Below are 14700 nucleotides of genomic sequence, written 5' to 3' on the forward strand. Positions count from 1 at the left end.
CCGGCGGAACAGTTCGGATACTCACCGGTAATCACGAGATTACTCAACTTCGCTGCGTGACGCTCTGCCTGCGGACCGATTGCGATGGATATGCTGCCGGGATGAGTCGGTGGAGTTTCGTCGGCCGAACGGATGAGCTCGACCGTCTGCTGTCGGCAGTGACCAGCACGGAGGGGCGGGGGCTCTTCTACAGCGGCAGTGCGGGCATCGGGAAGAGCCGGCTACTGCGTGAAGGTGTCGCGGCGTTACCCAACGACCGCTACGCGATCTGGTCGATCGCGGCCAGCGCCACCACCGCGAGCCTCCCCTTCGGCGGCCTGGTCCAGGTGCTGCCCGCCGAACAGCCGCAGGGCCTGTCCCCCGCCGGCATCCTGCGCTGGGCGCTGGACGTGCTCCAGCAGCAGGCGGCCGGGCGTCGCATCGTGCTCGCCATCGACGACGCCCACCTGCTCGACCAGCCGTCGGCCGCGCTGGTGCACCTCGTCGCCCGCGCCGACAACGCCACCGTGATCGGCACGCTGCGTGACGGCGAGCAGATCCCGCTGCCGATCCGGGCACTGTGGACGGACGATCTGGTCGACAAGGCCGAGCTCAGCCCGATGGCTCCGGCCGAGACGGCCGGTCTACTCGCCGAGATCCTGGGCGGCCCGGTCGACGCCGGCTCCGCCGACCGGCTCGGACGGCTCTCCGCCGGCAACCCGCTGCTGCTCCGCGAGCTGGTGCACGCCGCCTCGGGTAGCGAAGAACTGACCCGCACGTACGGGATCTGGAAGTGGACCGGCCGGCTCGAGCTGGCCCCGAACCTGACCGACCTGATCGACACCCGGATCGGCCAGCTCACCCCCGGCGTCCGGGCGGTCGTGGAGCTGGTCGCGTTCGGCGAGCCGCTCGGCCTGCAACTGCTCAACCAGGCCGTCGACCAGCAGGACGTGGAGATCGCCGAGGAGCGGGGCCTCATCACGGTCATCCAGCACGACCGGCGCACCAACGTCCGGCTGGCGCACCCGCTCTACGGCGAGATCATGCGCCGCCGTTGTCCGGTCAGCCGTACCCGACGGTTGCAGGCCGACCTCGCCGAGCTGTTGGAGCGGGTGGGTAAGCGGCGCCGCGACGACCTGCTCCGCGTGGCGGTCTGGCGGCTCGACTCCGGCACCGCCCAGGACGCGGCGCTGCTGCTCGAGGCGGCCGGCCAGGCGTTCAGCCGGTACGACGTACCGCTGGCGACCCGGCTGGCCCGCGCGGCGCTCGACGCCGGCGGCGGTTTCGACGCCGCCGAGCTGCTCGCCACCATCCTCATGTTCGCCGACCGGCCGGAGGAGGCGATCGACGTACTCGACGCCGTCTCCCCCGACCCGGCCGAGCCCCAGCGGTACGCCCGCTGGCTGACCGTGCGTGGGATGGTGACCTACTGGGGGCTCAGCCGCGAGTCCACGGTGGACGAGATCGCGGCGCGGGCGGAGAGCCTCACCGACTCCGCCGACCAGGCCCGGGTGCGTGCGTTCGAGGCGATCATGCGGCTGCACCGCCTCGACACCGGCACCGCGCTGCGGCTCAGCCAGAGCGTGCTGGACCGTCCCGCGGCCAGCGTTGCCGCCCGCGAGCTGGCCCGGTCCACCGTCGCCTACCTGCAGGCCGCACAGGGGCAGCTGCGTAGCAGCGGCACGGCCATCGCCCAGGTGCACTCCGAGGCGGCCCGCTGGCGCGCCGACATGCCGTACCTGCAACTCGCCCTGGAGCTGGCCCGGGGCACCCGCCTCACGCTCGCCGGCGACCTGGCCGGCATCGACGCGATCGTGGCCGACGAGTTCGCCGACCTCGCCGGGGCCGGAGACTTCCGGCTCGGCACCGGCTACCTCGCCATCCTCCAGGCCTACGCGGCGCGGCTGCGCGGACAGAGCAACGCGGCGCTGCGGACCAGCCTCGGCGCCTGCGCGGTGCTGGCGACCAGCCGGGTGTACGCCGGGCTGGCGCAGGCCGAGCGCGCCCAGGCGGCCGCCCTGCGTGGCGACGCGACCCAGGCCGCGGAGGCGATGGCCGAGGCGGACCGCACACAGGCACCAGGCATGGCGGTGCTGTACCCGTGGCTGGAGCAGGCGCGCGGGGCGGCGCTGGCCGCGGCCGGCGACCTGCCCGGGGCGGTGAAGCAGCTGACCGACCTGGTCGACCGGCTGCGCGCGGACGGCTTCGCCGGTCACGAGGTCCACGTCCTGTACGACCTGGTCCGGCTGGACCAGGCCGACGCACCGGTCGGTCCCACCTGCTCCGACGGCGGTCGTCGCACCGTCGCGCAGCGCCTCACCGAGCTCTCCGAGCGCGTCGACGGTGACCTGCCGCCGCTGCTGGCCCGGCACGCCCGCGCCGCGGTCTCCGGTTCCCCCGCCGAACTGTTCGCGGTCGCCGACGCCTTCGCGGCGCGCGAGCTGAACCTCTTCGCCGCCGAGGCGACCGCCGCCGTCCTGCACCGGCTGCGTCGGGAGCGGCCCGCCGCCGCCGGCGAGGCCCGGCAACGCCTCGCCGCGCTGCTGAACCGCTGCGACCTCGTACACACCCCGGCGTTGCGCGCCGGCACGCCGACGCTGACCGACCGGGAGTGGGAGGTGGCCCGTCTCGCCGCACAGGGGGCGACCAGCAAGGCCATCGCCGAGAAGCTCTACCTCTCCGCCCGGACCGTGGAGAACCACCTCCAGCGCATCTACGCCAAGCTCGGTGTGACCAGCCGGGCCGAGCTGCACGCGGCGTTGGGGGCGATCCCGGGGCACGAGGGCGGCGACGCCGACTGAACTCTTAGGCTGAGTCCCGTGAGCACCCTTCGCCCCGCCCTGCTGACCGACCACTACGAGCTGACCATGGTCAGCGCGGCGCTGCGCGACGGCACCGCCGACCGCCGCTGCGTCTTCGAGGTCTTCAGCCGCCGCCTGCCGGCCGGACGCCGCTACGGCGTGGTCGCCGGGACCGGGCGTCTCATCGAGCTGATCCGCGAGTTCCGGTTCGACGAGGCCGAGGTGGACTTCCTGCTGCGCACCGGCGTGGTCGACGAACAGGCCGCGGCCTGGCTGCGGGACTACCGCTTCACCGGCGACATCGACGGGTACGCCGAGGGGGAGCTCTTCTTCCCCAACTCCCCCGTCCTCACCGTCTCCGGCGGCTTCGCCGAGTGCGTGGTGCTGGAGACCCTCGTGCTGTCGGTGCTCAACCACGACAGCGCGATAGCGGCCGCCGCCGCCCGGATGGTGACCGCGGCTCGTGGCCGTACCCTCATCGAGATGGGCGCCCGGCGGGCGCACGAGGGGGCCGCGGTGGCCGCCGCCCGGGCCGCGTACCTGGCCGGCTTCAGCTTCACCTCGAACCTGGAGGCGGGCCGGCGCTACGGCATCCCCACCGCCGGCACCGCGGCGCACGCGTTCACCCTGCTGCACGACGACGAGCGGGCGGCGTTCGCCTCGCAGGTCGCCACGCTGGGGAAGAGCACGACGCTGCTCGTCGACACGTACGACATCAGCCAGGGCATCCGCAACGCCATCGCGGTGGCCGGGCCGGACCTGCGGGCGGTCCGGATCGACTCCGGCGATCTCGCGGTGATCGCCCAGCAGTCCCGGGCGCTGCTCGACTCGCTCGGCGCCACCGAGACGAAGATCATCGTCTCGGGTGACCTGGACGAGTACGCGATCGCCGCGCTCGCCGCCGAGCCCGTCGACATGTACGGGGCCGGCACGGCCGTCGTCACCGGCTCCGGGGCACCGACCGTCGGGCTGGTCTACAAGCTGGTCGAGGTCGAGGGACGGCCGGTGGTGAAACGCTCGGAGCACAAGGCCACCATCGGCGGCCGGAAGATCGCGGTACGGCGGCACAAGCCGACCGGTACGGCCACCGAAGAGGTGATCGTCCCGCAGGGGGTGCCCGAGCGGCAGCCCAACGACCGGCTGCTCCAGCGCCAGTTCGTGATCGGCGGCGAGCCGGTCGGGCTGCCCACCCTGGCGGAGTCGCGTGAGCACCTGCGGGAATGCCTGATCTCCATTCCCTGGGAGGGGCTCAAGCTTTCCGGCGGCGACCCGGCCATTCCGGTCAACGTCGTACCGGCGGAGTAGACATGGCCCCGCGGAGGGCCGCGGTCGTCTGGAGGGAGCACCGGTGAGCAACGCGCTGATCATCGTCGACGTGCAGAACGACTTCTGCGAAGGTGGCTCGCTGGCCGTGAACGGCGGTGCGGATGTGGCAGCCGGCATCACCGGGCTGCTCGCCGCCGACCCGGGCCGTTGGGCCCACGTGGTGGCGACGAAGGACTACCACGTCGACCCGGGGGCGCACTTCGGCAATCCCCCGGACTTCGTCGACTCCTGGCCTCGGCACTGCGTGGTCGGCACCCCCGGTTCGGAGTTCCACCCGGCGCTGGAGACCGGCCGGATCGAGGAGATCTTCCACAAGGGCGAGCACGCGGCCGCGTACTCCGGTTTCGAGGGGCACGCCGCGGACGGCGAGTGCCTGGCCGACTGGCTGCGCCGGCACGGCGTGGACTCGGTGGAGCTGGTTGGCATCGCCACCGACCACTGCGTGCGGGCCACCGCGCTGGACGCCGCCCGGGAAGGCTTCACCACCACGGTGCTGCTGGACCTCACGGCGGCCGTCGCCCCGGCCACCACCGACGTGGCGCTGCGGTCCATGAACGGCGCCGGGGTCACGCTACGCGGGGAACCTGTGATCAGGACCGCATGACCGGGTAATCGGTTGGCGACCGCCGTATCTCCGGCGAGGATGACGCCGGAGGTACGGACCGTCGTGAATTTGAAGCCTTACCGGGAAGCACTCGCCCTGCCCGGACTCCGGTCGTTGCTGCTCGTGGCGGTACTGGCCCGCATCCCGCTCACCGCGACCGGAGTGACGCTCACCTTCTACGTCGTCCAGGACCTGGGCCGAGGCTACGGGGCGGCCGGGCTGGTCGGTGCCGCGGTCACGGTCGGTGGCGCGATCGGCGGTCCACTGCTCGGCCGGCTGATCGACCGCCGGGGGCTGCGGCCGGTGCTCGTACTGACCGGGATCGTCGAGGCGGTCTTCTGGTCCACCGCGCCCTCACTGCCCTACCCACTGCTGCTTCCGGCCGCCTTCATCGCCGGCTCGCTCGCCCTGCCGATCTTCTCGGTGGTGCGGCAGTCCGTCGCCGCGCTGGTGCCCGAGGAGCGCCGCAGGCCCGCGTACGCCCTCGACTCGATGTCGGTGGAGCTGTCGTTCATGGTCGGACCGGCGCTGGCGGTGGCCCTCGCCACGACGATCACGGCGCGACACACCCTCTACCTCGTCGGAGCCGGCATCGTCGCCGCCGGGGTGGCGTTCTGGCTGCTGAACCCGCCCACCGCCGACGGCCTCGAGGAGCCCGGTACGCCCCGACGGCAGGTACGCCGACGCGAGTGGGTGACGCCCCGGCTGCTGGCCGTGCTGGCGGTCAGCCTCGCCGCGACCCTGGTGCTCGGCGGCACCGACGTGGCGGTGGTCGCCGTACTGCGGGAGAGCGGCGAGGTCGGCTGGACCGGCGTCGTCCTCGCCATGTGGGCGGTCGCGTCGCTGGTCGGCGGTTTCGCGTACGGGGCGACGCACCGGGCCATCTCGCCGCTGGCACTGATGGCCGCGCTCAGCCTCTGCACCATCCCGGTCGGGCTGGGCGGGTCACACTGGTGGCTGCTCTGCCTGGCGATGATTCCGGCCGGTGCGCTCTGCGCCCCCACCCTCGCGGCGACCGCCGACGCCGTCAGCCGGCTCGCGCCCGCCGAGGTACGCGGCGAGGCGATGGGCGTGCACGGTTCCGCGGTCACCGTCGGACTCGCCGTCGGCGCTCCGCTCGCCGGCGCGGTGATCGACGCTCATGCGCCCTGGTGGGGCTTCGCCGTCACCGGCGTGATCGGCGCGTTGGTGGCGCTCGCGGTGCTTCCGATCGAGTTGCGTCGCCGTCGCGCCGCCCCGGCCCGCACCGAACCCGAGTACGCCTCCGCCGTCCGCTGAGGCTCACCGCCCCGACCCCGCCGCCGATCGGCTCGCCGCGCCGAGTCGGTCAGCGTGCCGGCGTGTCGGATGGTCGGCCCGTCCAGCCGTCCGCGGACCGACCGACCTGCGGACCGACCTGTCGGCCAGCCGACGTGTGGGGCGATCGACCGGTGGGACCGATCGACCGGTGGGGGCGATCGACCGGTGGGGGCCATCGACCCGTGGCACTGACCGACGTGTGGGGCGATTTACCGGTAGGGCGATCGACCGCCGTGGTCAGCCCCGATTTCTCGCCGATCCGGCGGTAGAACGCGGTCGCTGCGTCCCCGTGGCACCGACCGACGCGTGGGGCGACCGATCGGTGGGGCCACCCGACCTGTTGGGTGACCTGATCTGTGGGGTGACCTGATCTGTGGGGTAACCGACCTGTGGCGCGACCGGCTCGCCCGGCGACCGAACGGTGGGACCGATCGACCTGTGGCGCCGACGGACGTGTGGGCCGGCCGACCCGCCCGGCGACCGACCCCTGGGCCGACCTACCCGTGGAGCGACCTACCCGGCTGGCGACCGACCGTGGAGCCGAGCGATCGCCGCGGTGATCGACCGTGGGGCCGGTCGACCCGCGCGGTGATCGACCCGGGGGTTGATCGACTCGTGATCAAGGAAGTCGGGCTGTCCCGGTGGCGATGACGCCCCGACTTCCCTGAAGTCGAGTTGATCAAGTGTCATGGCCGAGCGCGGCACGCCAGGGCACGGCACGGCGGAGCGAGGGCGGCCCGAGCGCGGCACGCCACGGCACGGCACGGCACGGCGGAGCGAGGGCGGCCCGACCGCGGCACGCAAGGGCACGGCACGCCCGAGCGCGGCACGCAAGGGGCAAGGCAGGCCCGGGTGAGGCACGCCAAGGCAAGGCGCGCCAGGGCGGGACAGGCCCGAGCGAGGGCGGGACGGAAACGGCGACGGGCGCCGCTCCCGGGTGGTCCGGGGGCGGCGCCCGTCGTGGGTGCCGTGGATCTGAGCGGTCAGGCCCGGTCGATGTTGGTGGTGGTGTCCTCGGTGTAGCGGGCCCCACCGTCCGACTCGCTGGTCAGCGGCTTGGCACCACCCTCCGGCGGCCCGGCCAGGCTCTGGCCGCCGGCGGCCAGCTCCGGGAACTTCATGTCGAACGCCGGCCGCTCGGAGCGGATTCGCGGCATCCGGTCGAAGTTCCGCAGCGGCGGCGGGGAGCTGGTGGCCCACTCCAACGAGTTGCCGTGACCCCACGGGTCGTTGACCTCGACCACCGGGCCGGTCTTGTACGACTTCCAGCAGTTGTAGATGAACGGAAGCGTCGAGATACCGGTGATGAAGGCACCGATCGTGGAGATCGTGTTGAGCGTGGTGAAGCCGTCGCCGGGCAGGTAGTCGGCGTACCGACGGGGCATGCCCTCGTTACCGAGCCAGTGCTGCACCAGGAACGTGGTGTGGAAGCCGACCAGGGTGAGCCAGAAGTGCACCTTCCCGAGCCGCTCGTCGAGCATCCGGCCGAACATCTTCGGGAACCAGAAGTAGATGCCGGCGAAGACGGCGAACACGATGGTGCCGAAGAGCACGTAGTGGAAGTGCGCCACCACGAAGTACGAGTCGGAGACGTGGTAGTCCAGTGGCGGGCTGGCCAGCAGCACACCGGTGAGGCCACCGAAGAGGAACGTCACCAGGAAGCCGATCGACCAGAGCATCGGGGTCTCGAAGCTCACCTGGCCGCGCCACATGGTGCCGATCCAGTTGAAGAACTTCATACCGGTGGGCACCGCGATCAGGAAGCTCAGGAAGCTGAAGAACGGCAGCAGCACCTGGCCGGTGGCGAACATGTGGTGCGCCCACACGCTCATCGACAGCGCGGCGATGGAGAGGGTCGCGGCCACCAGGCCCTTGTAGCCGAAGATCGGCTTGCGGGAGAAGACCGGGATGATCTCGCTGATGATGCCGAAGAACGGCAGCGCGACGACGTACACCTCGGGGTGGCCGAAGAACCAGAAGAGGTGCTGCCAGAGCATCGGCCCGCCGGTTGCCGGGTCGAACACGTGGGCACCGATCAGCCGGTCCGCGGCGAGCGCGAAGAGCGCGGCGGCGAGCAGCGGGAAGACCAGGATCACCAGGAGGCTGGTGACCAGGATGTTCCACGTGAAGATCGGCATCCGGAACATGGTCATGCCGGGCGCCCGCAGGGTCAGCACCGTGGTGATCATGTTGACCGCGCCGAGGATGGTGCCCAGACCGGAGATGGCCAGACCCATGACCCACATGTTGGCGCCGACGCCCGGGGAGTGCTCCACGCTGCTCAGCGGGGCGTAGGCGAACCAGCCGAAGTCGGCGGCGCCACCCGGGCTGAGGAAGCCGGCGGTCGCGATCGTCCCGCCGAACAGGTACAGCCAGTAGGCGAAGCTGTTCAGCCGCGGGAAGGAGACGTCGGGCGCGCCGATCTGGATCGGCACGATGTAGTTGGCGAAGGCGAACACGATCGGCGTCGCGAAGAACAGCAACATGATCGTGCCGTGCATGGTGAAGAGCTGGTTGTACTGCTCCGGCGACAGGAACTGCAGCCCCGGCCGGGCCAACTCGGCCCGCATGATCAAGGCCATCAGGCCACCGATCATGAAGAACGCGAACGCGGTGACCATGTACATGATCCCGATCTGCTTCGCGTCCGTGGTCCGCAGCAGCCGCGCGATGGCCGACCCCTTGACCGGTTCTCGGACCGGCCAGGGCCGGGTCACGACCGGCTTGGGTGCGACGGTGGTCACGAGTGGCCTCCGGTTCTCGGTTGTCCCGCTCGGCGCGCGCTGAACTGGCGAGCCGTCATCCGCAAGGAGGATAGTCCCCGGCAGGTGGCAGCGCCGCGTGGGGTGGCCAGCTACGATCATCGGCCGCGCCGGACGGCTCAGAGCGGACCCAGCAGCAACCGGTAGTGCTCACCGAAGATTCGGCCACCCCGGCCGCGCAGCAGCGGGTCGCGCAGGGCCGGCGGGACGTCGCGGGTCCGGTTGCGGTCGCGGGTGCGATCCCGCACCCATCGGGTACGCGGGCGCCGGCGACTCTCGTACGCCATCAAGGCTGCCTCGACGTCGCCCGCGGCCGTCAACGACTCGGCGAGCACGACGGCGTCCTCCAGGGCCATCGCGGCTCCCTGGGAGAGCGTCGGCGCGGTGGCGTGCGCGGCGTCGCCGACGAGCAACACCCGTCCGCGGTGCCAGCGCCCGAGTTCCACCTCGTCGGTGACACCCACGTTCACCCACTGCACCGCGTCGAGCACCTCGGACACCGGGCCGCCGTACGAGCCGAAGACCTCCCGTAGCCGGGCCACCGGGTCGGCGGGTGGTTCGGTGCCGGCCTCGTCGGCGTAGCAGTGCAACCGCCCCGCGCCGATCGGCACCATCAGGAAACCGGAGCGCTGTCCGAGCAGCGCGGTCCACTCGGTGATGGGCGGGGCGTCGCGCAGCACCGTGCGGTAGACCACATGACCGGCGAGGCGGGGCGGGCCGCCGAGCGCCGCCAGCGTACGTACCGACGAGCGCGGCCCGTCGGCGCCGATGACGAGGTCGTATTCGGCGCTGGTGCCGTCGGCGAAGGTCACCCCGACCCCGGCGGGCAGCAGGTCGAGGGTCTGCACCTCGGCGCCGTGCCGCACCGCTCCACCGGCGCCGGTGAGCAGCACCCGGTGCAGTTCGGCCCGGGGCAGGGCGCGGCACTCGCCGACCCCGGCCCAGAGCGTGTCGAGGTCGACCTCGCAGAGCGGCTCGCCGGCGGCGTCCAGGAAGCGCTGCCGGTGGACGACGTGTCCGAGCCGCCGCACCGGGTCGTGCAGGTCCAGCCGGCGCAGGGCCCGGGCGGCATTGCCGGGAAGGTAGAGACCCGCTTCGTGGGACTCCCCCGGCGGCAACTTCTCGGTCACGTCGGGGCGGAAGCCTGCCAACCGCAGCGCCCGGGCGACGGCGAGGCCGGCAATGCCCGCGCCGACGACGAGGATGCGCAGGGGAGAGCCACCCATGGTGGTACACGCCTCCGGAGGGGTTCGGCACGCGTTGGAGGCAAGACACTACTCGGCGCAATCGCCGCACACCAGAGTCAATCGGTCCCCTCGATGCGCTCTTCTCCGTTCCCGCCGGTTACCCGGACGACCACCAGTGCGTCCGTCCGGCTCCCGGTCGCGCGATCCGGTTGAGAACGGCGGGCCTTCCGCAGGTTCGGACTGTCCCCCCGGCCCGCGAGGACGCGGGTCAGTACTCGGACGGCCGATCCGGGTCAGACGCGGGTGAGGCGCACGGCGTCGGCGATGACCAGACCGGATGCCGAGCTCCACCGGCTCACCGCCACGCGGTTGGTGTCACCGGCCGGCAGGGCGAACGTCCCGAGGGTCCGCCACTGACCACCGGTGGTGCGCTGGTCGACGGTGACTGTGCGGTTTCCGCTGGCCGTGGCGACGATGTACGGCGCGGCACTGTTGTAGCCGGCGTTGGCCGGCCACCAGGCGTCGACCCGGTAGTTGCCGGCCGCCGGGACGTTGAACCTGTACCAGGCCGGATCGCTCGCGGCGACCGGGTCGGCGTACCGGTAGTCGGCGCCGTAGCGCTGCCCGGAGTACGAGGAGACACCCCAGTTCGCGCTCGCGGTGAACCGTCCGGCGGTCGAGTTGTCCACGATGGACGACCAGGCGGTGCCGCCGGCCATCTTCGCGGCGACGTCGCCGCGCATCACGTTCAGGTCGATGAAGGACGGGTCGATCTTGCCGGTGGTGCTCGTCTCGCGGTGGCCCCGGGCGTAGCTGGCGTCCTTGCCCAGCCGGGTGAGCACGGCGGCGGTCGCGGCGATCGAGGCGCTGTACTGCGCCGCCGTCATCTCCTGGTCGACCCCGTTGTAGTCGATCTCCCACCCGATCATCAGCGTGTTGCCGTCGCCGGCCGGGATCGGCCCGCTGCCCCGGCTGACACCGGCATGGTTGCAGCGGCCGGCGGAGATGACGTGGAAGACGCCGTGGTAGTCGACGAGGGCCTGGCAGAGCGGGCCGGCCAGGTCTGGCCGGCCGTTGATGCAGATGTTCAAAGCCGGGTGCGGGTTGGTGGCGCTGGAGGTGGAGGCGGTGTGGTGCCAGAGCACGCCGATCGGGTCGAAGCTGCCGGGACGCATCCGGTTGAGCCAGTCCCCTTCGACGACGACCTGGACGCCGGCGGACCGGAGCACGTCCACGAGCCAGGGAATGGTTGCCATCAGGCACCGCCGAGCAGGTCGGCGAGGCACTCGGCCTTCGGTGCGGCGGCCGGGGCGGGGGCCGCCGCGGGGGCGGCGGCCGCCGCGCCCGGCCGGGCGACGACCGCGGTGAGCGCGGCGGCCACCAACGCCGGGACGCCGAGCAGGCCGCGGCGCCGCAGACGGAGGGATCGAGACGTGACCATGAGGCTCCTTCAGCTGGTCCGGCGGGCGGAGGGGGTCACAACGCATCGACGTACGTGATGGCGGCACGCTACCGCCCCAGGTACGTACGTGTCGATACCCTTCAATGCCTGCGGTGCGGCTGAAGGAAATTGGCGAGCGATCAGGCCGAACCGAGCGCGTCCAGCTCACGCATCTCCTCGGCGGTGAGCGAGAAACGGAACACGTCGGCGTTGGCCTGGATCCGCTCCGGCGTCACGCTCTTCGGGATCACCACGATCTCGTGGTCGATGTGCCAGCGGAGCACCACCTGCGCCGGCGAGACGTCGTGCGCGGCGGCGATCCGGGCCAACACCGGGTGGGAGAGGTCGCTGGTGTCGAGCGGGCTGTACCCCTCCAGCACGACGCCACGGTCCCGATGCTCGGCGTGCCGCTGCCGGTCGTACAGGAACGGACTCCACCGGATCTGGTTGACCGCCGGGTTCTCCTCGGTGGCCTGGATGAGCTCGTCGATCTGGGAGGTGTTGTAGTTGCTCACCCCGACCGCCCGGACCAGGTTCTCCTCCCTGGCGGCGAGGAGCTCCCGCCAGAGCGGGATGCTGTCGCCGGGCGAGGACGGCGGCCAGTGGATCAGCCACAGGTCCACGTGGTCGGTGCCGAGCGCCCGCAGGCTCGCCTCCAGCGTCTCGCGCTCCCGGCCCACCCGGTCCGGCGGCAGCTTGGTCGTGATGAAGAGGTCCTCCCGGCGCAGGTCGCTCTCCCGCACCGCCTGGCCGACCTCCTTCTCGTTGCCGTACACGGTCGCGGTGTCGATGTGCCGGTAGCCGGCGTCGAGCGCGGCCAGTACGGCGTCGTAGCCGGCCTTCCCGGTGGCCCGCCAGGTGCCGAAGCCGAGCAGGGGCATCCGCACCTCGCCCGGCAGCAGGACGGTGGGCTGGTCGTCGTGGTCCATGACGACCGTTCTACCCGTCATCGCCCCGCCGTGCGAGCGAAACAACGCGCCGCTCCGCCCGGCGGAGACCCCCGGGTTGCCGGAGAATGCGGGATGTGACGGACCGGCTTGACGAGTATCGACGCCGGAGGGACGCGGCCCGCACCCCTGAGCCGGTGCCGGAGAAGAAACCGCGCGGCCGGCGGCGGGGCGACGACGAGACCGGCCGCTTCGTCGTCCAGCAGCACCACGCGCGCAGCCTGCACTGGGACCTACGGCTGGAGCACGACGGAGTGCTCGCGTCCTGGGCGGTACCGCGTGGCCTGCCCCGGGACCCGGGTCGTAACCACCTCGCCGTGCACACCGAGGACCACCCGATGGAGTACCTCGACTTCCACGGGGAGATCCCGGCCGGCGAGTACGGCGGCGGCACGATGACGATCCACGACCGCGGGACCTACCGCCGCGAGAAGTGGCGCGACGACGAGGTCATCGTGGTGCTCGACGGGGAACGGACGTCCGGGCGGTACGCCCTCTTCGCCACCGGAGGCAAGGAGGGCCGGGATTGGATGATCCGGCGGATGGACCCGGCACCGGAGGGCTGGACGAGCATGCCCGAGCTGGTCCGCCCGATGCATCCCACTCCCGCCGCCCGCCTCCCCCGGGACCGGACCGAATGGGGGTACGAGCTGCGTTGGGACGGAACCCGCGCGATCGCCTACGTGTCGGGCGGGCGGCTGCGGTTGCTCTCCGAGACCGACGAGGAGATCACCGGCGGGTACTCCTGGCTGCGCGATCTCGCCGAGGCGATGGCGCCGACCGAGGCGGTGCTGGACGGCCTCCTGGTCCGCATCGACGGCGGCGGCCGGGTGCGCCCGGCCCCGCCCACCTCCGGCAGCCGAGTTCCCGCCGGCGCCCAGTACCTCCTGGTCGACCTGCTCTGGCTGGAGGGCGTGACCTGTCTCGATCTGCCGTACGCCCAACGCCGCGAGCTGCTCGACGGTCTGGCGCTCGCGGGCGCGCACTGGCAGACTCCGCCGTGGTTCCCTGGTACCGGCGCCGAGGCCCTGCGCACCAGCCGAGAGCAGGGGCTCCCCGGGGTGGTGGCGAAGCGACTCGACTCGGGTTACGAGACGGGGCGACGCAGCCGACGCTGGTTGAGCATCGACGCGACCTGACGGCGAGGAGCGACGTGTATCTGACCCACCTGGAGTGCCCGCGCTGCGGCAAGGAGCATCCGGCGGACCGGCCACAGAACCTCTGCGACTGCGGCTCGCCCCTGCTGGCCCGGTACGACCTCGCCGCCGTGGCCCGCGCGGTCACCCCCGAACAGTTCCCGCTGCGTCCCGCCGACCTGTGGCGTTACCGGGAGGTGTTGCCGGTCGCCGACCCGCGGCACGTCACCAGCCTCGGTGAGGGCTGGACACCGCTGCTGCGCGCCCCCAGCTACGGCGCGGAGATCGGCGTCACCGACCTCATCGTCAAGGACGAGGGTCTCATCCCCACCGGCTCGTTCAAGGCCCGCGGCGCTGCGGTCGGTATCAGCCGGGCCCGCGAGCTGGGCGTGCAGCGCATCGCCATGCCTACCAACGGCAACGCCGGCGCGGCCTGGGCCACCTACGCGGCCCGGGCCGGGATGGGCGCGACCATCGTCATGCCACTCGACGCCCCCACCATCTGCCGGCGCGAGTGCGTGGCCGCCGGCGCCGACCTGCGCCTGATCGACGGTCTGATCAGCGACGCCGGCCGCCGGGTGGCGCAGCTCGTCGGCGACTCCGGCGGCGCGATCTTCGACGCCGGCACGCTGCGCGAGCCGTACCGGCTCGAGGGCAAGAAGACCATGGGGTACGAGATCGTCGAGCAGCTCGGCTGGCAGGTGCCCGACGTGATCATCTATCCGACCGGCGGTGGTGTCGGTCTGATCGGCATCCACAAGGCGTTGCACGAGCTGCGCGAGCTGGGCTGGATCTCCGACCGGCTGCCCCGGCTGGTGGCGGTGCAGTCCACCGGCTGCGCGCCCATCGTGCGGGCGTTCGCGGCCGGCGAGGAGCGCGCCGAACCGTGGGCGGACGCGCGAACTGTCGCGTTCGGCATCACGGTGCCGGCACCGCTCGGCGACGAGCTGATCCTGACCGCGCTGCGGGAGAGCTCCGGTACGGCCGTCGCCGTGTCCGACGAGGAGATCCTGACCGACCTGCGGGCCTTCGCCGCCCGCGAAGGGCTGCTCCTCTGCCCGGAGGGTGCAGCCTGCCTGACCGCGGCCCGGCAACTGCGCGCCGGTGGCTGGATCCGGGCGGGCGAGCGGGTGGTGGTGCTGAACACCGGTGCGGGGCTGAAGTACCCGGAGACGGTGGACGTCTCCGGCGTGCCGGTGCTGGCGTGAGGCCGACGAA

At 72.2% G+C, this 14700-nt stretch carries 11 protein-coding genes; 6 read left to right on the forward strand and 5 right to left on the reverse strand.

Annotation, left to right across the window (positions count from 1 at the left end):
• The first annotated feature begins 101 nt into the window (after positions 1-101).
• The 4 genes from AB0F98_RS04350 to AB0F98_RS04365 are packed head-to-tail and all read left to right on the forward strand — an operon-like array spanning position 102 to position 5988.
• On the forward strand, positions 102-2780 hold the full coding sequence (locus AB0F98_RS04350; protein WP_357728394.1) for a LuxR C-terminal-related transcriptional regulator: 2679 nt from the start codon (positions 102-104) through the stop codon (positions 2778-2780).
• Positions 2781-2798: 18 nt separating this feature from the next.
• Positions 2799-4085, forward strand: a complete 1287-nt coding sequence (locus AB0F98_RS04355; protein WP_357728397.1) for a nicotinate phosphoribosyltransferase — start codon at positions 2799-2801, stop codon at positions 4083-4085.
• Positions 4086-4128: 43 nt separating this feature from the next.
• Complete coding sequence (locus AB0F98_RS04360) at positions 4129-4710, forward strand: nicotinamidase (RefSeq protein WP_357728399.1); 582 nt, start codon at positions 4129-4131, stop codon at positions 4708-4710.
• 39 nt (positions 4711-4749) lie between these two features.
• The gene (locus tag AB0F98_RS04365) at positions 4750-5988 is read left to right on the forward strand and encodes an MFS transporter (RefSeq protein WP_357728402.1); all 1239 of its coding nucleotides are present in this window, start codon (positions 4750-4752) and stop codon (positions 5986-5988) included.
• 1004 nt (positions 5989-6992) lie between these two features.
• On the opposite strand, the gene ctaD is transcribed toward AB0F98_RS04365, so the two are convergent.
• From ctaD to AB0F98_RS04390, 5 genes are all read right to left on the reverse strand, one after another.
• Positions 6993-8753, reverse strand: a complete 1761-nt coding sequence (gene ctaD / locus AB0F98_RS04370) for a cytochrome c oxidase subunit I (protein WP_357728405.1) — start codon at positions 8751-8753, stop codon at positions 6993-6995.
• Between the two features lie 137 nt (positions 8754-8890).
• Entirely contained in the window at positions 8891-9997 is a 1107-nt protein-coding gene (locus AB0F98_RS04375; RefSeq protein WP_357728408.1) for an FAD-dependent monooxygenase, read from the reverse strand.
• A 254-nt stretch (positions 9998-10251) separates the two neighbouring features.
• Positions 10252-11214, reverse strand: coding sequence for an N-acetylmuramoyl-L-alanine amidase (locus AB0F98_RS04380; RefSeq protein ID WP_357728411.1), 963 nt, complete (start codon positions 11212-11214; stop codon positions 10252-10254).
• A complete protein-coding gene (locus AB0F98_RS04385) occupies positions 11214-11399 on the reverse strand; it encodes a hypothetical protein (RefSeq protein WP_357728414.1) in 186 nt (61 codons plus the stop codon). Before AB0F98_RS04385 ends, AB0F98_RS04380 begins: the two co-directional genes overlap by 1 nt.
• 140 nt (positions 11400-11539) lie before the next feature.
• Entirely contained in the window at positions 11540-12328 is a 789-nt protein-coding gene (locus tag AB0F98_RS04390) for an aldo/keto reductase (RefSeq protein WP_357729086.1), read from the reverse strand.
• 95 nt (positions 12329-12423) lie between these two features.
• On the opposite strand from AB0F98_RS04390, the gene AB0F98_RS04395 reads away from it, so the two are divergent.
• Entirely contained in the window at positions 12424-13485 is a 1062-nt protein-coding gene (locus AB0F98_RS04395; RefSeq protein ID WP_357728417.1) for a DNA polymerase ligase N-terminal domain-containing protein, read from the forward strand.
• 14 nt (positions 13486-13499) lie between these two features.
• A complete protein-coding gene (locus AB0F98_RS04400; RefSeq protein ID WP_357728420.1) occupies positions 13500-14690 on the forward strand; it encodes a threonine synthase in 1191 nt (396 codons plus the stop codon).
• The last annotated feature ends 10 nt before the right edge of the window (positions 14691-14700 follow it).

The sequence above is a fragment of the Micromonospora sp. NPDC023737 genome (assembly GCF_040639715.1).
Lineage (GTDB): Bacteria > Actinomycetota > Actinomycetes > Mycobacteriales > Micromonosporaceae > Micromonospora.